Source organism: Pseudomonas aestuarii, from assembly GCF_027988105.1.
In the GTDB taxonomy this organism is placed as follows: Bacteria; Pseudomonadota; Gammaproteobacteria; order Pseudomonadales; family Pseudomonadaceae; genus Aquipseudomonas; species Aquipseudomonas aestuarii.
The window spans coordinates 740,899-763,466 of the sequence record NZ_JAQJZJ010000001.1; the positions used below are offsets into that span (position 1 = coordinate 740,899).

Sequence of the window (22,568 nt, forward strand, 5' to 3'; positions counted from 1 at the left end):
ACCCTTGTAGCCCAGGTGCAATCCGGCAGAGGCGGGGGCCTGGATTCCATCCAGGCTACGAGCTGTCCGTAGGATGGCGTTCAACCTACGCGGCCCGCCTCATCCTACAAAAGCTTCCGGCGGGGCGTTGTCATTCACCGCGTCTATCTCAGACCAAAAGATCATGTCGCTCGGCTGCCGGGCGGCTAGGCTGTTGTCCATTCCAACCGCAATGGCTACAGCGAGGGCACCGATGCAACAACTCGAGGACAGCTACGACTACCTGATCGTCGGGGCCGGCCCGGCCGGCTGCCTGTTGGCCAATCGCCTGTCTGCCGATCCAGCGGTGCGGGTGTTGTTGCTGGAGGCCGGCGGGCGTGACAACTATCCCTGGATCCATATTCCGGTCGGCTATCTGTATTGCATCGGCAACCCGCGCACCGACTGGTGCTATTCCACCGAGGCCGAACCCGGCCTGAATGGCCGGGCGCTGAACTATCCGCGTGGCCGGGTGCTGGGTGGCAGCTCGTCGATCAATGGCATGATCTACATGCGCGGCCAGGCCCGCGATTACGATGGCTGGGCGGCGGCCGGCAATCCCGGCTGGGCCTGGGACGATGTTTTGCCGCTGTTCAAACGCACTGAGCACCATTTTGCCGGCAGCAGCGAGGTACACGGCGCCGCCGGCGAGTGGCGAGTCGAGCGCCAGCGCCTGTCCTGGCAGGTGCTGGAAGCCTTCCGTCAGGCCGCAGGGCAGAGCGGCATCGCCAGCATCGAAGACTTCAACGCGGGCGATAACGAGGGCTGCAGTTACTTCCAGGTCAATCAGCGCCGTGGCGTGCGCTGGAACGCTTCGAAAGCCTTCCTCCGCGATATTCGTCAGCGCCCCAACCTGCGCGTGCTGACGGGGGCCGAGGTGCAGCGGGTGGTGCTCGCCGAGGGGCGTGCCGATGCGTTGAGTCTGCGCTGGCAAGGGGGCGAACGGCTGATCCGCGCGCGGCGCGAGATCATCCTCTGTGCCGGCTCGATCGGCACGCCGGCACTGCTGCAGCGTTCGGGCATCGGTCCGCGGCCGTTATTGCAGCGCCTGGGCATCGGCGTGCAGCACGAGTTGCCCGGAGTGGGCGAGAACCTGCAGGATCACCTGCAGCTACGGCTGATCTACAAGGTCAGCGGCGTGCCGACCCTCAATCAGGTCGCCGGCAGCCTGTGGGGCAAGCTGGGCATGGGCCTGGAGTATCTGTTCAAGCGTAGCGGTCCATTGGCCATGGCACCGAGCCAGTTGGGCGCCTTTGCCCGGTCCAGTGCCGCGCAGACCTCGGCCAACCTGCAATACCACGTGCAGCCGCTGTCACTGGAGCGTTTCGGCGAGCCACTGCATGACTTCCCGGCCTTCACCGCCTCGGTGTGCAACCTGCGTCCGCACAGCCGTGGCAAGGTCGAAATCCGCTCGCTGGAGGTCGCGCAGGCCCCGTTGATCCAGCCCAACTACCTGAGTGACGAGCGCGACCTGCAGGTGGCCGCCGATGCGATCCGCCTGACCCGGCGCATCGTCGCCGCGCCGGCGCTGGCCGCCTTCAAGCCCGAGGAGTACAAGCCGGGGCCGAGTTACCAGAGCCAGGAGGATTTGCAGCGGGCGGCGGGGGAGATCGGCACCACGATTTTTCATCCGGTCGGCACCTGCAAGATGGGCTCGGGGCGCGCGGCGGTGGTCGATGCGCAGTTGCGCGTGCATGGCGTGCCGGGGCTGCGCATCGCCGATGCCTCGGTCATGCCGGACATCGTCTCCGGCAACACCTGTTCGCCGGTGTTGATGATTGCCGAGAAGGCCGCGCAGTTGATTCTCGAGTCGCCACCCTGCCCGGGCCTGGAGGCTACCCCGGCGCCGCCGGTGAGCGAGGCGGCGACCGGCTAAGTGCCCGCTGGCCGATCACGGCCGCTTGCGGGCTGCCAGAGGGACTGCGATTACGGTATACTCGCCGGCTTTTCCGAAAGTTTTACCTGCGAGTGCCGCCAGCCATGGAAATCAACCCGATCCTGAACAGCATCAAGGACCTATCCGAGCGCACCCAGACTATTCGGGGGTATCTTTGACTACGATCAAAAGCATGATCGGCTGGTCGAAGTAAACCGCGAACTCGAAGACCCGAACGTCTGGAACAACCCCGAATACGCCCAGAACCTGGGGCGTGAGCGCGCCGCCCTGGCGTTGATCGTCGACACCATCGACGACCTCGACGGCAGTCTGGGCGACTCGCGTGATCTGCTGCAGATGGCCGCCGAAGAAGAAGACCAGGGCGCCGTCGACGATGTCGCGGCCGAGGTCGAGCGCCTGCGCGAAATCCTCGAGAAGATGGAGTTCCGCCGCATGTTCAGCGGCGAGATGGACGCCAACAACGCCTACCTGGACATTCAGGCCGGCTCCGGCGGCACCGAAGCCCAGGACTGGGCCAACATCCTGCTGCGCATGTACCTGCGCTGGGCCGACAAGCGCGGTTTCGACACCACCATCATGGAGCTGTCCGCCGGCGAAGTCGCCGGGATCAAGGGCGCGACCCTGCATATCAAGGGCGAATACGCCTTCGGCTGGTTGCGCACTGAGATTGGTGTGCACCGTCTGGTGCGCAAGAGTCCGTTCGACTCCGGCAACCGTCGCCACACCTCGTTCTCGGCGGTGTTCGTCTCGCCGGAAATCGATGACAACATCGAAATCGACATCAATCCGTCGGACCTGCGCATCGACACCTACCGTTCTTCGGGCGCCGGTGGTCAGCACGTCAACACCACCGACTCGGCGGTGCGGATTACCCACGTGCCGAGCAATACCGTGGTCTGTTGCCAGAACGAACGCTCCCAGCACGCCAACAAAGACACCGCGATGAAGATGCTGCGCGCGCGCCTGTACGAGCAGGAAGTGCAGAAGCGCAACGCCGCCTCGCAGGTGCTGGAAGACTCGAAGTCGGACATCGGTTGGGGCCACCAGATTCGCTCCTACGTGCTCGATCAGTCGCGGATCAAGGACCTGCGCACCAATATCGAGCGCAGTGACTGCGTCAACGTGCTCGACGGCGATATCGACGAGTACCTGGTGGCCAGCCTGAAACAGGGGCTTTAACAACACGCAATGTAGGTTGGGCCGGTCAGGCCCAACGAGCGGCGCTGCATTTGCGTAGGAGGCCGGCCCGTTGGCCGGATGTTGGGCATCGCTGCGCTCAGCACCAACCTACGATTACCAGGAAAGACCAGAGATCATGAGCGACCAACAACTCGACCAGCACGAACTGCAACAGGAAGAAAACAAGCTGATTGCCCTGCGCAAGGAAAAGCTTACCGTCGCCCGTGAGCAGGGCAACGCCTTCCCCAACGATTTCCGTCGCGACAGCTACTGCGCGGACTTGCAGAAACAGTACGTCGACAAGACCAAGGAAGAGCTGGCCGCAGCCGCTATCCCGGTCAAGGTCGCGGGTCGCATCATGCTCAATCGCGGTTCCTTCATGGTCATTCAGGACATGACCGGGCGCATTCAGGTGTACGTCAACCGCAAGACGTTGCCGGAAGAAAAGCTGGCCGAGGTCAAGCACTGGGACCTGGGCGACATCATCGCCGCCGAGGGCACCCTGGCCCGTTCCGGCAAGGGCGACCTCTACGTCGAAATGACCCAGGTGCGCCTGCTGACCAAGTCGCTGCGTCCGCTGCCGGACAAGCACCACGGCCTCACCGACACCGAGCAGCGCTATCGCCAGCGCTACGTCGACCTGATCGTCAACGAGGAGGTGCGTGACACTTTCCGCGTGCGCTCCCAGGTGATCGCCCACATTCGCCAGTTTCTGATGCAGCGCGACTTCCTCGAAGTGGAAACGCCGATGCTGCAGACGATTCCCGGCGGCGCCGCGGCCAAGCCCTTCGAGACCCACCACAACGCGCTGGACATGGGCATGTACCTGCGCATCGCGCCGGAGCTGTACCTCAAGCGCCTGGTGGTCGGCGGCTTCGAGAAGGTCTTCGAGATCAACCGCAACTTCCGTAACGAAGGCGTGTCGACCCGGCACAACCCCGAGTTCACCATGTTGGAGTTTTATCAGGCCTACGCCGATTACGAAGACAACATGGACCTGACCGAGGAGCTGTTCCGCGAGCTGGCCCTGCTGGTGCTAGGTAGCACCGACGTGCCTTACGGTGACAAGGTGTTCCACTTCGGTGAACCCTTCGTGCGCCTCTCGGTATTCGACTCGATCCTCAAGTACAACCCGCAGCTGACCGCCGCCGACCTGACCGACATCGATAGGGCGCGGACCATCGCCAAGCAGGCCGGCGCCAAGGTGCTGGGCTTCGAAGGCCTGGGCAAACTGCAGGTGATGATTTTCGAAGAGCTGGTCGAGCACAAGCTGGAGCAGCCGCACTTCATCACCCAGTACCCGTTCGAAGTCTCGCCGCTGGCGCGTCGCAACGACCAGGATCCGAGCGTCACCGACCGTTTCGAGCTGTTCATCGGCGGCCGTGAAATCGCCAACGCCTATTCCGAGTTGAACGATGCGGAAGACCAGGCCGAGCGCTTCCACGCCCAGGTGGCCGACAAGGACGCCGGCGACGACGAAGCCATGCACTACGATGCCGATTTCGTCCGCGCCCTGGAATACGGCATGCCGCCGACCGCCGGTGAAGGTATCGGTATCGACCGCCTGGTGATGCTGCTGACCAATGCACCGTCGATCCGCGACGTCATCCTCTTCCCGCACATGCGCCCGCAAGCGTGACGCCAAGCCGCCCTCGGGCGGCTTTTTGTTGTCTGGCGCGGGATTTATTCTGCGCAATACTGCCTAACAAGAGATGTTGCTGCTTTTCAGTGTGCGCGAGGACCGTCCAGACGTGAGCTCCACTTCCATCCCAGATAGCGCCACCAGTATGGCCAATGCCGTTGCCCAGAGCGTGCAGTACCAGGGGCGCAAGGTCAGCCGGCGCAGCAGCGAGCAGCGTCGTCAGGCCATTCTCGATGCGGCCATGGCGATCATCGTGCGCGATGGGGTGCGTGCCGTGCGCCATCGTGCGGTCGCCGCCGAAGCCGGGGTGCCGCTGTCGGCCACCACCTATTACTTCAAGGATATCGATGACCTGATCACCGATACCTTCGCCCAGTTCGTCGAGCGCAGCGCGGCCTACATGGCCAAATTCTGGAGCAGCACCGAGGGTGTGTTGCAGGAGTTGCTTGGCGCGCTAGACGGCAGCGTGCAGGCGCGCCAGCACCTGGCGGACGAGATTGCCCGCCTGGCGCTGGAGTATGTGCGCCATCAACTGCTCAGCCGTCGCGAGCATTTGCTCGCCGAACAGGCCTTCGAGCAGGAAGCCTTGCTCAATCCGCGCTTGCACGAGTTGGTGCGTGCCCATCGGCAGATTCTCTTGCAGGGCGTCAGCCAGTTTTGCCAGGTGTTGGGTTCGGCGCAGCCCGAGCAGGATGCCAGGCTGTTGACGGCGATTATCGGCTGGATGGAGTATCAGGGCCTGCTCGATGGCCTTGAGCAGTTGGATAATGAGGACATGTTGGCCATTCTTAAACGTTATATGCATGTAGTGTTGGCACTCTGAGTCGCGCCCTGCGGGCGGGAGCCTCTCAAGGGTGTCTGCCGGCGTGATCGAACTGTTTCACAAGGAGAGCGAAATGAATGCCTGGCGCGTAGCGGTGGCCTTGTCCTTGCTGCTGTTGAGTGGCTGTCTGGTGACCCTCAACGACCCGATTCCAGCCAACGAAGCGGCGCCTATTCCCTTGCTCGGCGAATGGTCACGCAAGGACGAGTGGGGCGAGCGGTACTATCTGGACATTACCCGTGCCGGCTCCAACCTCTACGAGGCCAGAACCTACAAGGGCAGCCCGGACAACCTCGACAGTGAGGTAAAGTACGGCTTCACCGTGGCCCGTCATGGGCGGCGCTGGTACCTGTCGGCGGGGCTGCCGCAGAGCCTGGGCGGCAACTTCGCCATCGCCGGCTTCGAACTGACCGTCGACAGTGAACTGTTGGTCTACACCCTGGATGTCGATCGCATCCTGCAGGAACTCGAGGCGGGCACCTTGCAAGGCAAGACAGTCGATACCCAGCAGGGCGAGGGTGTGCTGATTAGCAGCCCACTGGATACCCTATTCGCCTATCTCGACGACCAGGCCAATTCGGATGTATTTATCGAGGCCGCGCGCTATCAGCGCGTCGGTCCATAGTCAGTCAATGAGCAATTAATGAGGGAGCGATGAACAGTCTCACCGGGTTGGACGACTATCAGCTGATTGTTCGGGCTTTGTCCGACCGCATCGTCGAAGCGCAGACGCCAATCCGCGTGCTGGATGCGGTGAAATGGGATGACGGCATCCGTGAAGGCTTTCTCAAGCACAAAGGCAAGAAGTTGCCGGCGGTCGATCGAGCCTATTACGCCAACCGCCCCTTGGGCTTCGATGCCACCGCGAAGAAGCAGGAATTCCAGGCCATCGAGCGTGATATCACCCGTCAGCTCGGTCAGTTCAACCCGGTGGGCCAGATCATGCGGCGCATGTGCCGCGAATACCGCATGGTCATCCGCATGCTCGAGGCGCGCGGTACCGAGGATTTCGGCCTGATCTCGCAGGACCTGTACGGCGCCGCCTCCGATGCCTTCCATGCCGGCGACCCGACCCTGGCCGACCTGGGGCTGATGTTTTCCGACTACCTGAACAATATCGACAGGCGCGGCGATCTGGAGGACGAGCCGAAAAACCTCAATGCCAAGCAGGCGGTCGACCTGCTGCAACATCGTCTGAACAAGGTGTTCGGCGAGGCGGAGGACACCATCCGGGTGTTCGAGTCCGACGGTATCCTCGCCGACGCGGCGGCCGGCGCCGACTACATCAAGGTCCGCGCCGATGCGCTGTTCAACGAGCGCGACGTCCGGGCCCTGGAAGTACACGAGGGACTGGTGCATGTCGGCACCACCCTCAATGGCCTGAATCAGCCGGTCTGCACCTTCCTGGCCAAGGGGCCGCCGTCGTCCACCGTGACCCAGGAGGGGCTGGCGATCCTGATGGAGGTGATCACCTTCGCCTCCTATCCGACCCGTCTGCGCAAGCTGACCAATCGCACGCGCACCATCCACATGGCCGAGGAAGGGGCGGATTTCCTGCAGGTCTTCGAGTTTTATCGCGAGCAGGGTTTCGACATGGAGGTCAGCTACAGCAATGCCAGCCGGGTGTTCCGTGGCTCGACCCCGAACGGGCTGCCGTTCACCAAGGACCTGTCCTATCTGAGGGGCTTTATCATGGTCTACAACTACATCCAGTTGGCCGTGCGCAAGGGCAAGCTGGAGCAGATACCGCTGCTGTTTTGCGGCAAGACCACCCTGGAAGACATGCGCACCCTGCGTCAGCTGGTCGACGAGGGCCTGGTGGTTCCGCCGAAATACCTGCCGCCGCAATTCCAGGACCTCAACGCCCTGTCGGCCTGGATGTGTTTCTCCAACTTCCTCAATCACCTGAGTCTCGACCGCATCGAAGCCGACTACGCCAACATCCTCTGAAAGCTGCTGCGGGCTTCGCGCATCATGCTGCGTTGAAGATGCGGGCGGAAATGCTCATTTACAGCTGTAAATTCCGCTTTCCGGCCTCATCTTCGCCTTGCCTTGCCTGCTCTTCGCTCGCGACACTTTCATGTCATGCGATAGGGTAGCCCGATGAACACCCAGGGCAGCGCCTAAGCGAACTGCCAGGAGCCTTTGCATGCCCAGCCACCAACTCGACTACGAAATCCTCGGCGCCTCGGCGCAGAGCGTGGAAATCATCCTCGACCCCGGTGAGACGGTGATCGCCGAAGCCGGGGTGATGAACTACATGACCGACGGCGTGCGCTTCGAAACGCGCATGGGCGATGGTGCCGCGAGCGGGGTGCTGGGCAAACTGTGGAGCGCCGGCAAGCGCATGCTCACCGGCGAGTCGCTGTTCATGACGCACTTTTCCAATGCCGGCAAGACCCCGGCGCGGGTCGCCTTTGCCGCGCCTTATCCGGGCACCGTGGTGCCGATCCAGCTGGCCGAGCACGGCGGCAGCCTGATCTGCCAGAAAGACGCCTTTCTCTGCGCCGCCTACGGCACCGCGGTCGGCATCAGTTTCAACAAGCGCCTGGGCGCCGGCTTCTTCGGCGGCGAGGGCTTTATCCTGCAAAAGCTCGAGGGCGATGGTCTGGCCTTCGTGCATGCCGGTGGCACGGTGATCCGCAAGGAGCTGAACAACCAGACCCTGCGTCTCGACACCGGCTGCCTGGTGGCCTTTACCAGCGGCATCGATTACGACATCGCCCTGGCCGGCGGGCTGAAAAGCATGCTGTTCGGCGGCGAGGGCATCGTCCTGGCGACTCTGAAAGGCACCGGCACGGTCTGGGTGCAGAGCCTACCGTTCTCGCGCCTGGCCGAACGCATCTACGAGGCGACTTTCAAAGCTCGTGAGGAAGTACGCGCCGGTGGTAAATGATCGCCACTTTGCAACGGCTTGCGTTTGTATCAAGCTGCGCCGCCTGTCGCTACTGTCAGTGTCACTGCATCGCTCGCCTGTCGGCCGGCCAGTTGGTTCGCCAGGCGATTATTTTTCTGCAACGTTCCACGTCGAGAGTCTGTAATGAGTGAATTGAACCCCATCCCCCTGATCCTCACCGGCATTGGCAGCATCTGCGCCACAGTGGCGGCCCTCGGTTATTACGGCTACCTGCATTTCGCCCAGCCGGAGGATGCCTTGCTGCTCTCCGACTACACCATGCTCAAGACCGTTCCCGGCGAGGACTACAAGGTCTCGCTCAAACCGGCCAGCCAGGTGGCGCAGTGCGTAGATGGCGTTTTGGTGCTGTTCGACCTGGAACAGAAAGGCCTCAGTGGCGTGCTGGTCGATCAGCGCAAGCGGGCCGTGCGCTGCGTGGCCGAAGAGGCTCCAGTCGCGCAGTGAGCCTGTGCCGGCCTCGAGGCCCTGCAATACACTGTCAGCCCTGATGCCCATCCCCAGCTTTATGCGCAACTGCCCCGCCAGGGCCCATGCAGGTGGTCTGCCTGCAGGGCGTCAGTGATCCGTTCAATTTCCGTCGCGCATGGGTAAGCTACCCAGTGATTACCGCACCGAGGAACAAACGATGAGCACTACCGCGCCGACCGCGCTAATCCACGAAACCTTCCCCGTCGGGCCTTTGCAGTGCAACTGCACGATAATCGGCGATCCCGTGACCAGGAAGGCGATCGTGGTCGATCCGGGTGGCAATCCCGAGCTGATCATGGCGCGTCTCGAGGCCCATGGCCTCAAGGTGGTCAGCATCATCCACACCCACGCCCATCTGGATCACTTCCTCGCCTCCGGGCAGATGAAGGAGAAGACCGGCGCGACCCTGCACCTGCACAAGGACGATCAGTTCCTCTGGGATGGCCTGGAAATGCAATGCCGCATGTTCGGCGTGCCCTATGTGCCGGTCCCCGCGCCCGATCAGTGGCTGGTCGACGATCAGGCGCTGGACTGCGGCTGCGGGGTGGCGCTGCACACGCCGGGGCACACGCCGGGCTCGATGAGCTTCTGGTTCCCTCAGGACAAGTTGCTGATCGCCGGCGACACCCTGTTCAAGCGTGGTATCGGCCGTACCGATCTGTGGGGCGGTGATTACCCGACCATCGAGCGTTCGATCAAGCAGCGCCTGTACAGCCTGGACGAAGACGCCACCGTGATTACCGGGCATGGGGCGCAGACCCGGTTGGGTGATGAAATGCGCGAGAACCCATTCGTGCGGGCATGATTGGCAATTTTTCGTGGCGGATCTTGCTAAGCTGGTGAGGAACTTAACGTCAGATCCGGGCTCAAAAAGCCGATGAAGATCTGTCACAACACGAAAAATAAAGGAATAACGATGACTACATGGCGCAATCTGGCATTCGCAGCAGTTGGCATGACCCTCTTGGCTGGCTGCACCACCAACCCCTACACCGGCGAACGTGAAGCCGGTAAAGCCGGGATCTACGGCGGTATCGGTGCTGTAACCGGTGCGGTGATTGGGGCGGCTACGTCGAGCAAGAAAGACCGGGCCAAAGGTGCGCTGATCGGTGCGGCAGTGGGCGGCGCCGCAGGTGGTGGCTATGGTTACTACGCCGATACGCAAGAAGCCAAGTTGCGCGAGACCCTGCAAGGCACTGGTGTACAGGTGCAGCGCAATGGCGATGATCTGAAGTTGATCATGCCGGGCAATATCACCTTCGCCAGCAACTCGTCGGATCTTTCCAGCGGTTTCTACCCGACCCTCAATTCGCTGGTCAAGGTCTTCAACGAGTTCGACAAGAACGGCATCGATATCGTCGGCCACACCGACAGCACCGGTTCACTGGAACTGAATCAGAACCTGTCGAATCGCCGCGCGCAAAGTGTCGCCTCCTACCTGACGAGCAACGGTATTTCGCCGGCACGCATTTCAGCCTACGGTGCCGGGCCGAGCCAGCCTATTGCCAGCAACGCCAGTGAAGCCGGCCGCGCGCAGAACCGTCGGGTCGAGATCAACCTGCGTCCCCTGCAGTAACGCGTCACAGCGACACCCAAAAGGCCTCCCGCATCGGGAGGCCTTTTTTGTTGTGCGGCGGTTGTCAGCATTTCGAGCGCCGTCTCAAGGGTTACCTGCTCTCAGTCACCTGGTTGCGGCCCATATTGCTGGTGCAATTGCGCCAGCTCGGCGTCCTTGTCTCGCCACAGCTGGTTGACCCACTGCTGGAAGCTGAGGCGATAGGCCTGGTCCTGGTCGTAGTTCCGGCCGATGAACTCTGGCGGGATCGGCAATTCATGGAAGCTCACCACCACGTCGCTGATCTCGCCGCTGAGGAGTTGCCAGAAGCCTGGATTACCCTGGGGATAATGAATGGTGACGTTGACGAGGCTGTGCAGTTGTTCGCCCATGGCGTCCAGCACGAAAGCGATACCGCCGGCCTTGGGTTTGAGCAGGTACTGGAATGCTGAGCCCTGCGCGGCTTGCTTGGCCGGGCTGAAGCGCGTGCCCTCGAGGAAGTTGAAGACCGATACCGGATTGCTCTTGTAGCGCGCGCAGGCCTTGCGGGTGGTCGCCAGGTCCTCGCCGCGTTTCTCCGGATGCCTGATCAGGTATTCCTTGCTGAAGCGCTTCATGAAGGGAAACTCCAACGCCCACCAGCACAGGCCGATGACCGGCACCCAGATCAGTTCCTGCTTGAGGAAGAACTTGAGCAGCGGCATGCGTCGGTTGAGCTGGTATTGCAGGACCAATATGTCGACCCAGCTCTGGTGGTTGCTCGTCACCAGGTAGCTATGCTGTTTGTCGAAGCGCTCGATCCCCTTGATGTGCCAGCGGGTCTGCGAAAGCAGGTCCATCCAGCATTTATTGGTGGCAATCCACGACTCGGCGATCACATGCATGAGGTCGCGCAACCTGCGTTGTAGCGCCGGGATCGGCAACAGCAGTTTGAGCAGCGCGAGGAAAAACAGCGGCCAGCACCAGAACAGGGTATTCAGGGCCAGCAGGCTTGCGCCAATCAGGCCGCGCAGGGCGGCAGGCAGACAATGCAGCATGGGGGCAGATGCCTCCGCAAAGGGGGCTCGGCCCCGGATCGTTGAGAGCCCGTGGTTCTCCACCACGGCTCAGTTGGCGCACAGGGTAGCGTCTGGGCACTGGACTGCAAGTGCTGGAGCTGACCGTCAGGTCATGTTGCGGGGCTGTCGCTAGTGCGGATTATCCAAAATCCACCCAGTAGCCCGAATAAGCCTTGGCGTCATTCGGCGACCACGAAATATGGCTGGTGTCGTATCGAGCAGGAACTGTCGGATCTTGCCGGTTCAGCGCTATCGGCAGCATGGGCCGAGCCCAGCCTGGAGAAATCGCGGTACATGGTAAGGCCGCAGTTAATCGACATACCAAGGTTGTCGTGACACCGGGGTGGATGGCGCATGCGCCATCCACCGAGGATACCGCGGCCCTTGCATATGGCCGCAGGGCTATGGCGGCTACTGCGGCAGGTTGGCGGCCTGGATGGCGGTCAGGGCGATGGTGTAGACGATGTCGTCGACCAGCGCGCCGCGCGACAGGTCGTTGACCGGCTTGCGCAGCCCTTGCAGCATGGGGCCGACGCTGATGCAGTCGGCGCTGCGCTGTACCGCCTTGTAGGTGGTATTGCCGGTATTCAGGTCGGGGAACACGAAGACCGTGGCGCGACCGGCCACCGGGCTGTTCGGTGCCTTCTGCCGGCCAACGCTCTCGATCGCGGCGGCGTCGTACTGCAGGGGGCCGTCGAGCAGCAGCTGCGGGTTGATCAGCCTGGCCAGGCGCGTGGCCTCGCGAACCTTCTCGACTTCTTCGCCGGTGCCCGAGTCGCCGGTGGAGTAACTGAGCATGGCCACCCGCGGCTCGATGCCGAAGGCCATGGCCGAGGCTGCGCTTTGCACGGCGATCTCGGCCAGCTCAGTCGCAGTCGGGTCCGGGTTGACCGCGCAATCGCCGTAGACCAGCACCTGGTCCGGCAGCAGCATGAAGAACACCGAGGACACCAGGTTGTAGCCCGGCGCAGTCTTGATCAGCTGCAAGGCCGGGCGAATGGTGTTGGCCGTGGTGTGGATGGCGCCCGAGACCAGGCCGTCGACCTCGTCCAGGGCCAGCATCATGGTGCCGAGCACCACGTTGTCTTCCAGCTGGGCCAAGGCCATGGGCGCATTCAGGCCCTTGCCCTTGCGCAGTTCGATCATGGGCTCGGCATAGCGCTCGCGGATCAGGTCCGGGTCGAGGATTTCCAGCCCCGGCGGCAGTTCGATGCCTTGGGCCTGGGCCGCGGCGTGCACGTCTTCCGGTTTGGCCAGCAGCACGCAGCGGGCGATGCCGCGCGCGTGGCAGATGGCGGCCGCCTGGATGGTGCGTGGCTCGCTGCCTTCTGGCAGGACGATGCGCTTGTCCGCGGCCTTGGCGCGCTGGACCAGTTGATAGCGGAACGCCGAGGGCGACAGGCGCAGCTCCCTCGGGGTGCCGCAGCGGGTGCGCAGCCAGTCGTGGTCGACATGACTGGCGACGAAGTCGGCGACCTTCTGCGCGCGTTCCTTGTCGTCCACCGGGATTTCCTTGTTCAACCGGTTGAGGTCAGTGGCGGTGTCATAGGAACCGGTGCGCACCGTCATCACCGGCAGGCCGCTTTGCAGCGCGCCACGGCACAGTTCCATGATGCGTGGGTCGGGCACGAAGTCGCTGCACAACAGCAAGCCGGCCAGCGGCATGCCGTTCATTGCCGCCAGGCTCGCGGCGAGGATGATGTCGTCGCGATCGCCAGGGGTCACCACCAGGGTGCCGGGCTTGAGCAGTTGTACGGTGTTGGCCACGGCACGGGCGCAGAGCATGATCCTGAGCATGCGCCGTTGTTCGTAGTCGCCAGCGTTGAGCACGCGGGCGCCGAGCAGGTCGGCGATGTCGCGGGTGCGCGGGGCGTTCAGCTCGTCCTGCCAGGGAATGCAGCCAAGCAGGCGGAAGTCTTCGTTCTTGAGCAGCGGCGAGTGTTCCTTCAGGCGCTCGCAGAAGGCGACGACGCCATCTTCGCTGCGCACCTTGTTGATGATGACGCCGAGCACTTTCGGGTCGCGCGGACCGCCAAACAGCTGCGCATGGATTTCTAACCGATCGCACAGTTCACTCAGGCTTTCCTGTTCCGGAGCCGAGACCAGGATCACCTCGGCATCCAGGCTCTTGGCCAGATGGAAGTTGATCCGCGCCGCATAGCTGGCCTGACGGGTCGGCACCATGCCTTCGACGATGATCACATCTTTGCCGGCGGCGGCCTGGTGATACAGGCTGATGATTTCTTCGAGCAGTTCATCCAGTTGGCCGTCGCCGAGCATGCGCTCGACATGCGCCAGGGCCAGCGGCTTGGGCGAATGCAGGCCGTGGGTGCGGGCGATCAGTTCGCTGGAACGCTCCGGGCCGGCATCGCCCTGATGGGGCTGGGCGATGGGCTTGAAGAAGCCGACCTTGAGGCCGGCGCGCTCCAGGCCGCCAACCAGGCCGAGGCTGATGGAGGTGAGGCCGACGCCAAAGCCGGTGGGCGAGATAAAGAAGGTGTGCATTGAGTCTCCAATCGTGTCGGGCGAGCGCTTACAGATAGGTAGGCGCTGGGCCGCAGGCGCTGTCGGTCGTGGTCGGGCTGGGTTTGCTGGGCGCGCAGGCCGGGCTTCGGCGCTGCGCTCTGCAATCCAGCCTGCATGGTCATCAGCATTCAGTTATCGAGCAGGGCCAGGGTGTCGAGGGCGATCTGGCGTTCTTCGTTGGTCGGTACCACCAGCACCCGCGGGTGGCCATAGGCCTGGATCGCGCCAGCAACGCCGCGGATGGTGCGGGCATTGGCCTCTTGGTCCAGGGCCAGGTTGAACAGTTTGAGGTGGGCCACGGTCTTGCTGCGGACCAAGGGCGAGTTTTCGCCGATGCCGCCGGTGAAAATCAGTCCGTCCAGCTGCGGCAGGGCGCAGCTCATGGCGGCGAGCGATTTGGCCAGGCGGTAGCAGAACACCTCGATGGCCAGGGTGGCGCCGGCATGGCCCTGTTCGCGGGCTCGCTCAAGGCTGCGCATGTCGTTGGACAGCCCGGAAAGGCCGAGCAGGCCGCTTTCCTTGTTCAGCAACTGCTCGATGCGCTCCAGGCTCCAGCCCAGGGTGCGCGCCAGGTGGCTGTGCAGGTTGGGGTCGACATCGCCGCTGCGGGTGCCCATCACCAGGCCTTCCAGCGGGGTCAGGCCCATGCTGGTGTCACGGCTCTGGCCGTTGACGATGGCGCAGGTCGAGCAGCCGTTGCCCAAGTGGGCCACCAGCCAACTGCTGTCGCCGGCTGCCAGGCCGGCCAGCTCGGCCGCGCGATGGCTGACGTAACGGTGGCTGGTGCCGTGGAAGCCGTAACGACGCACGCCGTGCTCACGGTAGAGCTTGTCCGGCAGGGCATAACGAAAGGCATGTTCGGGCAGGGTCTGGTGGAAGGCGGTGTCGAATACCGCCACCTGGGTCAGGGTGGGGAACAGCTTGATCGCCGCCTCGATGCCCTGCAGGTTGGCCGGATTGTGCAGCGGCGCCAGCGGCGCAGTGGCGTGAATGGCGCGCAAGGTGGCGTCATCCAGGCGGCTGGCCGCGGTGAAATGCTCGCCGCCATGCACCACGCGATGGCCGATACCGTGCAGCTTGCCGCCGGCGGCATTCTGCACCAGTGGCAATAGCTGGGCGAGGGCGGCGCGATGATCGCCATTGGGGATCATCAGGCTGTCCTTCTCGCCGCCACGCTGCCAGTGCAGCACCGCGTCGTGGCTGCCGAGGCGTTCGGCCAGGCCGCTGAGGGTGAATTGCGAGTGGGCTTCATTGACCAGGGCGAACTTGATCGACGAACTGCCGCAGTTGATTACCAGAATATTGCGTGCCGGCATTTACCGTTCCTTGTCTGTGTCGCTAGCAGCCTGTTGGACCTGTCCTTTCGCTGCGAGGGAAAGTCCGGATGGCAGCCGTTTTTGCGCTGTATCGAGGCGGCAGGCCGCCTGGCGAATGCTCGCTCTATTCGATGAAAAGCAGTGCGAAAAATGATCAGTTCCGCCTGTCCCGCAGTGGGGAAGTGTCAGGTCCGGCAGGCTGCCAGGGTTGGCTGCGCCGGACTCGACAGCTGCCATGCACCAGCCGCAGGCGAAGGGCTGATCCAAGCGGCTAGTGCGTTGTTTGGCGTCGAGCACCCAGGCGCTATTTTGCCACGGCGGCTGATGGCGCAGGTGCTGAGTATGACCACAGGACAAGATTGCCAGCCAATGACCGTCGGCGTCCTGACCAAAGTCAATCAATCGCACCCGGGCTGCGTCTGGCCGTCCGTCAGGGCTGGGTTCGCTTTCGCGCGCGCCCTTGGTTAAACTTGTCCGTTCTTTATTTCTATGCAGAAGGTCTCCCCCCATGCTGATCGCCTCCAATAAGGCTGTATCTATCGACTATACCCTTACCAACGATGCCGGTGAGGTGATCGATAGCTCCGCTGGCGGCGCGCCGCTGGTTTACCTGCAAGGCGCCGGCAACATCATCCGCGGTCTGGAAAAAGCCCTGCTCGGCAAGCAGGCCGGTGACGAGCTGGAAGTCTCCGTCGAGCCGGAAGAAGCCTATGGCGAGTACAGCGCCGAGCTGGTCGCGACCCTCAATCGCAGCATGTTCGAAGGCGTCGACGAACTGGAAGTCGGCATGCAGTTCCACGCCTCCGGCCCGGACGGCAGCATGCAGATCGTCACCATTCGTGAACTGGACGGCGACGACGTGATCGTCGACGGCAACCACCCGCTGGCCGGTCAGCGCCTGAACTTCAAGGTCAAAGTGATCGAAGTGCGTGACGCCAGTGAAGAAGAAGTTGCGCATGGCCACGTGCATGGCGAAGGTGGTCATCAGCACTGATCCACTGGCGCAATGTCGAGGGCGCAATACGACTTATGGTCGTAGCAACTGTGCCGCCGACTGCTAAGCTGGGTTAAACGAGAAAGGCGCCTTCATAGAGGCGCCTTTTTTGTCCTTTGCCGGTAATTTGAAGCGTTCCCAAGGAGCTAGTAATGAGTGCCTTTCACGACCTTAATCTGCGTGCTCTGGATGGTCAGGAACTGCCGCTGGCACCCTTCAAGGGGCAGGTTGTGCTGGTGGTCAACGTTGCCTCCAAGTGCGGCCTGACTCCGCAGTATGCCGGGCTGGAAAAACTCCATCAGCAGTACCGCGCGCAGGGCTTTACCGTGCTCGGCCTGCCGTGCAACCAGTTCGCCGAACAAGAGCCTGATAGTGAAGAGGCCATCCGCGAGTTTTGCAGCCTGAACTATGGGGTGACCTTCCCCTTGGGCAGCAAGATCGACGTCAATGGGCATGAGCGTCATCCGCTGTACCGCCTGCTGGCGGGCGAGGGCGCGGAGTTTCCCGGTGACATTACCTGGAATTTCGAGAAGTTCCTGGTCGGTCAGGACGGCCGGGTGCTGGCGCGCTTCTCGCCACGCACTGTGCCGGAGGATCCCGCCTTGATCCAGGCCATCGAAAAAGCCCTGAGCTGAAAGACCTCCAGGCGTTCGCGGCAAGGTGCACTGCATACGGCGATCCGTTCGCAGCGCAGCGATAGCCTGGCGGATTGATCGATGCTGCACTGCCTGCGGGTAGGGCGGCTTCGCAGCGCAGCGACAACCCGCCAGCATTTGTGTCACGCCACGTCAGCAGGGTGCACTGCCTGCGGCGAGTACTGCCTACGGATCGCGTCATGCTAGAGGCTGTCCCTTCTCCCGCCGTTGTTAGCGCCTATCACGCCGATCAATAGTGCTGGGCGAGGCGAGACGACCGGTCATATCCTTGCCGGCATGAATGCAAACCAACGACTCGACAAACGTGACCTGATCCTCGCCAAAGGCGCCGAGGTGATGACCCGTCGCGGTTATCACGGTGCTGGCGTGCAGGAGATCGTGCAGGCCGCCGGCGTGCCCAAGGGCTCTTTCTACCACTACTTCGCCAGCAAGGAAGAGTTCGCCCTGCAGGCCTTGCAGCAGGTGTATGGCCCGCGTTTGCAGCGTTATGGCCAGGCCCTGGCGAACCCGGCGTTGAGCCCGCGGGCGCGCATCCTCGGTTACTACGCGGAGTTGGTGGAACACTTTGCCCAGCAGGAAAAGCTCGAATACCACTGCTTTATCGGCAGCCTGAGTTTTGAGATGGCCGAGCTGTCGCCCACCCTGGGTAGCGAGATCGACGCCATTTTGCAGCGTTCGGCGGACATCCTGCAGGCCTGCCTGCAGCAGGCGCAGGATGCCGGCGAGTTGGCCGCCAATGAGGATTGCCGAAGCCTGGCGAGCTTTATCACCAGCGCCTGGCAGGGCGCCCTGACGCGCTTGAAAGTGGCGAACAACACCTGTGCCCTCGAAGACTTCATGCAGCGCTTGCAGCGGTTGTTGCAGGCCTGATTTTTTAAAACTCCATCAAGTAGACGACCGGTCACCTGGCCGGCAGAGGAACGACGATGACCGATCCGGTAAAAGCCTTGTTTCAACCCTTCAGCCTGGGCGCGCTGGAGCTGCCGACCCGTGTGGTGATGGCGCCTATGACCCGTTCCTTCTCGCCGGGCGGCGTGCCCAACAGCAAGGTCATCGAGTACTACCGTCGCCGCGCCGCCGGTGGTGTCGGCCTGATCGTCACCGAAGGCACCACCGTCGGCCACAAGGCCGCCAACGGCTACCCGAATGTGCCGCGCTTCTACGGCGAAGACGCCCTGGCCGGTTGGCAGAAGGTGGTCGAGGCGGTGCACGCCGAAGGCGGAAAGATCGTCCCGCAGCTGTGGCACGTGGGTAATGTGCGCAAGCTCGGCACCGAGCCGGATGCCAGCGTGCCGGGTTACGGCCCGAGCGAGAAGATCAAGGAAGGCAATGTCGTGGTCCATGGCATGACCCAGGACGACATCCAGGAAGTCATTGCCGCCTTCGCCCAGGCCGCCAAGGATGCCCAGCGCATCGGCATGGACGGGGTGGAAATCCACGGCGCGCACGGTTACCTGGTCGACCAGTTCTTCTGGGCCGGCAGCAACCAGCGTAGCGACGAATACGGCGGCGACCTGGCCCAGCGCTCGCGTTTCGCCATCGAGCTGATCCAGGCGGTACGCGCCGCGGTCGGCCCGGAGTTCCCGATCATTTTCCGCTTCTCGCAGTGGAAGCAGCAGGATTACAGCGCGCGTCTGGTGGAAACCCCGGAGGCCCTGGAAGCCTTCCTCAAGCCGCTCAGCGATGCCGGTGTGGACATCTTCCATTGCTCGACCCGGCGTTTCTGGGAGCCGGAATTCGAAGGCTCGGACCTCAACCTGGCCGGCTGGACGCGCAAGCTCACTGGCAAGCCGACCATCACCGTCGGCAGCGTCGGCCTGGACGGCGAGTTCCTGCAGTTCATGGTCAATACCGACAAGGTCGCCGAGCCGGCCAGCCTGGAAAACCTGCTGGAGCGCCTGAACAACCAGGAGTTCGATCTGGTTGCGGTGGGCCGCGCCCTGCTGGTCGACCCGGATTGGGCACTGAAGGTGCGCGAAGGCCGTGAAGGCGACATCCTGCCGTTCAGCCGCGAGGCGCTGATGAGCCTGGTCTGACTCTTGTTTCCCTGGGAGGCGCCGCACAACGGCGCATTCCCTCCTCAAGCCCCGGAACATCGGGGCTTTTTTTCGTCCGCAAGATCAGTCGATCAAGCCTGTGTGCGTCCGGCCGGGAGTTCGATAATGGGTGCCAGGGCCGTGCGCAGGTGCTGCTCGAACAACGAGATTATCGCTGGCCAGCCTTGCCGAGCGGCATGCTGGCGGGCATTCAGGCGCACCCGGCGCAGGCTTTCCGGCTCCTCCAGCAGCCAGCTGGCCGCCTCGATAAAGCCCTGTTCGTCTTCGGCCACGGCCAGGACACCGTTATGGCCGTGGCGGATGTGCTGCGCGGCGGCGGCCTGATCGAAGGCCACCACGCCAAGACCTGAGGCCAGGGCCTCGAGGACCACATTGCCGAAAGTTTCCGAGAGACTGGGAAAGACGAACAGATCGCCCGAGGCATAGTGTGCGGCCAATGCTTCGCCGCGCTGCAGGCCGCAGAAAACGGCATCCGGCAATTGCTGCTGGAGCGCCGCGCGTTGCGGGCCGTCGCCGACCAGGATCAGCTTCAACTGGCGTTGCGGGTGGGCGCCTTGCAGGGCACGAAAACTCCTGGCCAGCAGGTCGAGGTTCTTCTCCGCGGCCAGGCGGCCGACGTGCAGCACGGCGATGTCCTCATCGGCCAACCCCCAGCTTCGGCGTAGCGCGCTGCAGCGTTTGGCGGGGTGGAACAGCTGGCCATCGACGCCGCGGGCGAGCAACTCCAGGCGCTCGAAACCGCGACGTTGCAGCTCGATCAGCTGGCTGGTGCTGGGTACCAGGGTCATCTGCGAGCGGTTGTGGAACCAGCGCAGGTAGTTGGTCAGCACGCGGGTCAGCAGGGCGATGCCGTAATGCCCGGTGTACTGCTGGAAGTTGGTGTGAAAACCGCTGATCACCGGAATCTGCAGGCGCCGTGCGGCGCGCAGGGCGGACAGCCCGAGCGGGCCTTCGGTGGCGATGTACAGCACATCCGGGCGCTGCCTTTTCCAGCGTCGCAGCAGCTTGTGCAGTGACGACTGGCCCCACTGCAAGCCGGGGTAGCCGGGCAGCGACCAGCCGCGGGTCAGCAGTAACTGGTCGTCGCTTTGGCGGCCGTCATCGCTGCTCTGTCGTGGGCGCACCAGTTGCAGGCGATGGCCGCGCTCGCGCAGGCCATCGACCAGGCGGCCGAGGGTATTGGCCACGCCGTTGATTTCCGGCGGGAAGGTTTCAGTGATCAGGGCGATAGAGAGCGTGAGTGTGTGCATGGCAGCAGTGTCGGCTGCCGCCATGTAGCAGATGTGACATTAACGTGGCGTTATCGTGACCGCCCGACCGCCACCTTCGCGTACCCAGAATAGCGTGGCCCCCGCCACCGCCGCCGGCATCATCAGGATGTTGACGAAGGGGATCAACAACACCGCGTAGGTGATGCCGCCGAACCCCAGCGATTGCCAGCGCTTCTCGCGCAGCCAGGCGAGCATGTCCGGCCAGCTCATCTTGTTGTTGTCCGCCGGGTAGTCGATGTACTGGATGGCCATCATCCACACGCCGAACAGCAACCACAGCGGCGCGGCGATCAGGTTGACCACCGGGATGAAGGTGAGGATCAGCAGGCCGATGGCGCGCGGCAGAAAGTACCCCAGCTTGCGCATTTCGCGGCCCAGGGTACGCGGCACCATGGCCAGCAGTTCGGCCCAGCTGAAGGGCGGCAGGGTGTCTTCGCCGCGCACCACCACTTCGACCTTCTCGGCGAGAAAGCCGTTGAAGGGTGCGGCGATGATATTGGCCAGCATGGTGAAGGTGAAGAACACCATCAGCAGCACCAGCACCACGAACAGCGGCCAGAGAATGTATTCGAGGAAGCTCAGCCAGCTCGGCAGGCTCGGCATGAAGGCATCGACCCAGCCGCTGAACTGCTGCACGGCAAAGCCGACCAGGGCGACGAAGAGAATCAGGTTGATCGCCAATGGCAGTAACACGAACAGCCGTAGTCCCGGGCTCAACACCAGTTTCAGCCCCTCGCTGAGGTATTGCGGGCCGGATAGTACGGGAGCAGGCATGGGGGTTCTCCGTGAGCTGAAAGTCGCGCCGACCTTACCGACTTTGTCCGGCAGGGGAAAGTCCGCCGCTGTCGGCCGAGACATCATAGGGATTCGCTATGCATGGAATTGGCAAAGGGTATTTCCTTGCTTGCCAGCACCTGCGTAGCCTGCGCATCAGTTCAACGACTGATCAGATTTTGCGGCTGGCTGCCCACCGCACTGTTGAGGTGCTTGGCTGGCCCCTTTTTTATTCGCCCGGCACAGCGCCCGGCAGGAGTCTCTTATGTCTGCAACACGCCATGCCCGGGTGATCATCCTGGGATCCGGCCCTGCCGGTTACAGCGCCGCCGTCTATGCCGCACGGGCCAACCTCAAGCCGCTGCTGATCACCGGCATGCAGGCCGGCGGCCAGTTGACCACCACCACCGAAGTCGACAACTGGCCGGGCGACGTCCATGGCCTGACCGGCCCGGCGTTGATGCAGCGCATGCAGGAGCACGCCGAGCGCTTCGAGACCGAGATCGTCTACGACCACATCAACGCGGTGGACCTGGCCGGCCAGTCGTTCACCCTGGTCGGCGACAGCGCCACCTACAGCTGCGATGCGCTGATCATCGCCACCGGCGCCAGCGCACGCTACCTCGGTCTGCCGAGCGAGGAGGCGTTCATGGGCAAGGGCGTCTCGGCGTGCGCCACCTGCGATGGGTTCTTCTACCGCAACCGTGACGTCGCAGTGGTCGGCGGCGGCAACACCGCGGTGGAAGAGGCGCTGTACCTGGCCAATATCGCCAGCAAGGTAACCCTGGTGCACCGTCGCGAGACCTTCCGTGCCGAGAAGATCCTGCAGGACAAGCTGCAGGCGCGGATCGCCGAAGGCAAGATCGTGCTCAAGCTCAACGCCGAGGTCGAGGAAGTGCTGGGTGACAACATGGGCGTGACCGGCGTGCGCCTGAAGAACAACGACGGCAGCAGCGCGGAGCTGAAGGTCGATGGCCTGTTCGTCGCAATCGGCCACACGCCCAACACCGCGCTGTTCGACGGCCAGTTGGCGCTGAAGGAGGGTTACCTGGTGGTCAGCGGCGGTCGTGACGGTAACGCCACCGCCACCAGTGTGCCCGGCGTGTTCGCCGCCGGTGACGTCGCCGACCATGTCTACCGCCAGGCGATCACCTCGGCCGGCGCCGGCTGCATGGCGGCGCTGGATGTGGAGCGTTTCCTCGACGGCCAGTAACACCCAGAAGCGTGATGATCGCGCCGACGCAGCGCGTCGGTGCGATCATGCGGGTAGTGCGGCTTCGGCGCGCAGCGACAACCCGCCAGCGTTGCGCCGTGCCGAGCAATCAATGGTGCACTGCCTCCGGCGAGTGACTCCGCTGAGTGCGGATTGCTCAAGGCAATAGATCGGTTTGCAGGCAGCCGCAGTCGGCGGGAATTT

20 protein-coding genes and 1 pseudogene are annotated in these 22,568 nt (G+C 63.1%); 15 read left to right on the top strand and 6 right to left on the bottom strand.

What is annotated here, in order from left to right; translation table 11 throughout:
* Nucleotides 1–232: 232 nt before the first annotated feature.
* The 10 genes from PH586_RS03405 to PH586_RS03450 all read left to right on the top strand — a co-directional run bounded on the left by PH586_RS03405 (nucleotide 233) and on the right by PH586_RS03450 (nucleotide 10,520).
* Nucleotides 233–1,894 (top strand): GMC family oxidoreductase, encoded by a 1,662-nt coding sequence (locus tag PH586_RS03405; RefSeq protein ID WP_271346345.1) that lies wholly within the window; start codon nucleotides 233–235, stop codon nucleotides 1,892–1,894.
* Nucleotides 1,895–1,998: 104 nt separating this feature from the next.
* A protein-coding gene (prfB, locus tag PH586_RS03410; RefSeq protein WP_271346346.1) for a peptide chain release factor 2 occupies nucleotides 1,999–3,094 on the top strand; the annotation gives its coding sequence in 2 pieces (ribosomal slippage) (nucleotides 1,999–2,070 and nucleotides 2,072–3,094; 1,095 coding nt in all).
* Nucleotides 3,095–3,230: 136 nt separating this feature from the next.
* The gene (gene lysS / locus PH586_RS03415; RefSeq protein WP_271346347.1) at nucleotides 3,231–4,733 is read left to right on the top strand and encodes a lysine--tRNA ligase; all 1,503 of its coding nucleotides are present in this window, start codon (nucleotides 3,231–3,233) and stop codon (nucleotides 4,731–4,733) included.
* Nucleotides 4,734–4,881: 148 nt separating this feature from the next.
* Complete coding sequence (locus PH586_RS03420) at nucleotides 4,882–5,559, top strand: TetR/AcrR family transcriptional regulator (protein ID WP_271346461.1); 678 nt, start codon at nucleotides 4,882–4,884, stop codon at nucleotides 5,557–5,559.
* Nucleotides 5,560–5,632: 73 nt separating this feature from the next.
* Nucleotides 5,633–6,184: a hypothetical protein gene (locus PH586_RS03425; protein ID WP_271346348.1), complete on the top strand. Its 552-nt coding sequence runs from the start codon at nucleotides 5,633–5,635 to the stop codon at nucleotides 6,182–6,184.
* A 29-nt stretch (nucleotides 6,185–6,213) separates the two neighbouring features.
* Nucleotides 6,214–7,509: a flavohemoglobin expression-modulating QEGLA motif protein gene (locus PH586_RS03430; RefSeq protein WP_271346349.1), complete on the top strand. Its 1,296-nt coding sequence runs from the start codon at nucleotides 6,214–6,216 to the stop codon at nucleotides 7,507–7,509.
* A 199-nt stretch (nucleotides 7,510–7,708) separates the two neighbouring features.
* Complete coding sequence (locus PH586_RS03435) at nucleotides 7,709–8,455, top strand: TIGR00266 family protein (RefSeq protein ID WP_271346350.1); 747 nt, start codon at nucleotides 7,709–7,711, stop codon at nucleotides 8,453–8,455.
* A 144-nt stretch (nucleotides 8,456–8,599) separates the two neighbouring features.
* Nucleotides 8,600–8,920, top strand: a complete 321-nt coding sequence (locus PH586_RS03440; protein WP_271346351.1) for a hypothetical protein — start codon at nucleotides 8,600–8,602, stop codon at nucleotides 8,918–8,920.
* Nucleotides 8,921–9,101: 181 nt separating this feature from the next.
* Nucleotides 9,102–9,749, top strand: a complete 648-nt coding sequence (locus tag PH586_RS03445; RefSeq protein WP_271346352.1) for an MBL fold metallo-hydrolase — start codon at nucleotides 9,102–9,104, stop codon at nucleotides 9,747–9,749.
* Nucleotides 9,750–9,860: 111 nt separating this feature from the next.
* Nucleotides 9,861–10,520 (top strand): OmpA family protein, encoded by a 660-nt coding sequence (locus tag PH586_RS03450; protein ID WP_271346353.1) that lies wholly within the window; start codon nucleotides 9,861–9,863, stop codon nucleotides 10,518–10,520.
* Between the two features lie 101 nt (nucleotides 10,521–10,621).
* Here the strand turns inward: PH586_RS03450 and PH586_RS03455 are convergent, their stop codons facing one another.
* The 4 genes and pseudogenes from PH586_RS03455 to PH586_RS03470 form a co-directional block, all read right to left on the bottom strand.
* On the bottom strand, nucleotides 10,622–11,536 hold the full coding sequence (locus PH586_RS03455; RefSeq protein WP_271346354.1) for an acyltransferase: 915 nt from the start codon (nucleotides 11,534–11,536) through the stop codon (nucleotides 10,622–10,624).
* Between the two features lie 432 nt (nucleotides 11,537–11,968).
* Entirely contained in the window at nucleotides 11,969–14,062 is a 2,094-nt protein-coding gene (gene pta / locus PH586_RS03460; RefSeq protein WP_271346355.1) for a phosphate acetyltransferase, read from the bottom strand.
* Between the two features lie 149 nt (nucleotides 14,063–14,211).
* Nucleotides 14,212–15,399, bottom strand: coding sequence for an acetate kinase (locus PH586_RS03465; protein WP_271346356.1), 1,188 nt, complete (start codon nucleotides 15,397–15,399; stop codon nucleotides 14,212–14,214).
* A gap of 222 nt (nucleotides 15,400–15,621) precedes the next feature.
* A pseudogene (locus PH586_RS03470) lies at nucleotides 15,622–15,909 on the bottom strand (DUF3565 domain-containing protein); the annotation flags it as partial.
* Here PH586_RS03470 and PH586_RS03475 point away from each other — a divergent pair.
* From PH586_RS03475 to PH586_RS03490, 4 genes are all read left to right on the top strand, one after another.
* On the top strand, nucleotides 15,908–16,393 hold the full coding sequence (locus PH586_RS03475; protein WP_271346357.1) for an FKBP-type peptidyl-prolyl cis-trans isomerase: 486 nt from the start codon (nucleotides 15,908–15,910) through the stop codon (nucleotides 16,391–16,393). The pseudogene PH586_RS03470 and the gene PH586_RS03475 sit on opposite strands and share 2 nt — an antisense overlap.
* Nucleotides 16,394–16,545: 152 nt before the next feature.
* Nucleotides 16,546–17,028 carry a glutathione peroxidase gene (locus PH586_RS03480; protein WP_271346358.1) on the top strand — a complete coding sequence of 161 codons (483 nt, stop codon included), beginning with the start codon at nucleotides 16,546–16,548 and terminating at the stop codon, nucleotides 17,026–17,028.
* Nucleotides 17,029–17,325: 297 nt separating this feature from the next.
* Nucleotides 17,326–17,919 carry a TetR/AcrR family transcriptional regulator gene (locus PH586_RS03485; RefSeq protein WP_271346359.1) on the top strand — a complete coding sequence of 198 codons (594 nt, stop codon included), beginning with the start codon at nucleotides 17,326–17,328 and terminating at the stop codon, nucleotides 17,917–17,919.
* Between the two features lie 56 nt (nucleotides 17,920–17,975).
* Nucleotides 17,976–19,085 carry an NADH:flavin oxidoreductase gene (locus PH586_RS03490; RefSeq protein WP_271346360.1) on the top strand — a complete coding sequence of 370 codons (1,110 nt, stop codon included), beginning with the start codon at nucleotides 17,976–17,978 and terminating at the stop codon, nucleotides 19,083–19,085.
* 92 nt (nucleotides 19,086–19,177) lie between these two features.
* Here PH586_RS03490 and PH586_RS03495 read toward each other — a convergent pair whose 3' ends face one another.
* Together PH586_RS03495 and cysZ are read right to left on the bottom strand one after the other, a co-directional pair.
* Nucleotides 19,178–20,380 carry a glycosyltransferase family 4 protein gene (locus tag PH586_RS03495; protein ID WP_271346361.1) on the bottom strand — a complete coding sequence of 401 codons (1,203 nt, stop codon included), beginning with the start codon at nucleotides 20,378–20,380 and terminating at the stop codon, nucleotides 19,178–19,180.
* A 15-nt stretch (nucleotides 20,381–20,395) separates the two neighbouring features.
* A complete protein-coding gene (gene cysZ / locus PH586_RS03500; protein ID WP_271346362.1) occupies nucleotides 20,396–21,151 on the bottom strand; it encodes a sulfate transporter CysZ in 756 nt (251 codons plus the stop codon).
* A gap of 265 nt (nucleotides 21,152–21,416) precedes the next feature.
* Between cysZ and trxB the strand changes: the two genes are divergently transcribed.
* Nucleotides 21,417–22,364, top strand: coding sequence for a thioredoxin-disulfide reductase (gene trxB / locus PH586_RS03505; RefSeq protein WP_271346363.1), 948 nt, complete (start codon nucleotides 21,417–21,419; stop codon nucleotides 22,362–22,364).
* The last annotated feature ends 204 nt before the right edge of the window (nucleotides 22,365–22,568 follow it).

What these genes read in the sequence shown, in the direction of transcription:
- cysZ (WP_271346362.1), bottom strand. Translation starts at nt 21,151, where the DNA reads ATGCCTGCTCCCGTACTATCCGGCCCGCAATACCTCAGCGAGGGGCTG.
- PH586_RS03475 (WP_271346357.1), top strand. Translation starts at nt 15,908, where the DNA reads ATGCTGATCGCCTCCAATAAGGCTGTATCTATCGACTATACCCTTACC.
- PH586_RS03485 (WP_271346359.1), top strand. Translation starts at nt 17,326, where the DNA reads ATGAATGCAAACCAACGACTCGACAAACGTGACCTGATCCTCGCCAAA.
- trxB (WP_271346363.1), top strand. Translation starts at nt 21,417, where the DNA reads ATGTCTGCAACACGCCATGCCCGGGTGATCATCCTGGGATCCGGCCCT.
- PH586_RS03490 (WP_271346360.1), top strand. Translation starts at nt 17,976, where the DNA reads ATGACCGATCCGGTAAAAGCCTTGTTTCAACCCTTCAGCCTGGGCGCG.
- PH586_RS03455 (WP_271346354.1), bottom strand. Translation starts at nt 11,536, where the DNA reads ATGCTGCATTGTCTGCCTGCCGCCCTGCGCGGCCTGATTGGCGCAAGC.
- PH586_RS03445 (WP_271346352.1), top strand. Translation starts at nt 9,102, where the DNA reads ATGAGCACTACCGCGCCGACCGCGCTAATCCACGAAACCTTCCCCGTC.
- PH586_RS03435 (WP_271346350.1), top strand. Translation starts at nt 7,709, where the DNA reads ATGCCCAGCCACCAACTCGACTACGAAATCCTCGGCGCCTCGGCGCAG.
- PH586_RS03480 (WP_271346358.1), top strand. Translation starts at nt 16,546, where the DNA reads ATGAGTGCCTTTCACGACCTTAATCTGCGTGCTCTGGATGGTCAGGAA.
- PH586_RS03420 (WP_271346461.1), top strand. Translation starts at nt 4,882, where the DNA reads ATGGCCAATGCCGTTGCCCAGAGCGTGCAGTACCAGGGGCGCAAGGTC.
- lysS (WP_271346347.1), top strand. Translation starts at nt 3,231, where the DNA reads ATGAGCGACCAACAACTCGACCAGCACGAACTGCAACAGGAAGAAAAC.
- PH586_RS03425 (WP_271346348.1), top strand. Translation starts at nt 5,633, where the DNA reads ATGAATGCCTGGCGCGTAGCGGTGGCCTTGTCCTTGCTGCTGTTGAGT.
- PH586_RS03430 (WP_271346349.1), top strand. Translation starts at nt 6,214, where the DNA reads ATGAACAGTCTCACCGGGTTGGACGACTATCAGCTGATTGTTCGGGCT.
- PH586_RS03465 (WP_271346356.1), bottom strand. Translation starts at nt 15,399, where the DNA reads ATGCCGGCACGCAATATTCTGGTAATCAACTGCGGCAGTTCGTCGATC.
- PH586_RS03405 (WP_271346345.1), top strand. Translation starts at nt 233, where the DNA reads ATGCAACAACTCGAGGACAGCTACGACTACCTGATCGTCGGGGCCGGC.
- pta (WP_271346355.1), bottom strand. Translation starts at nt 14,062, where the DNA reads ATGCACACCTTCTTTATCTCGCCCACCGGCTTTGGCGTCGGCCTCACC.
- PH586_RS03440 (WP_271346351.1), top strand. Translation starts at nt 8,600, where the DNA reads ATGAGTGAATTGAACCCCATCCCCCTGATCCTCACCGGCATTGGCAGC.
- PH586_RS03495 (WP_271346361.1), bottom strand. Translation starts at nt 20,380, where the DNA reads ATGGCGGCAGCCGACACTGCTGCCATGCACACACTCACGCTCTCTATC.
- PH586_RS03450 (WP_271346353.1), top strand. Translation starts at nt 9,861, where the DNA reads ATGACTACATGGCGCAATCTGGCATTCGCAGCAGTTGGCATGACCCTC.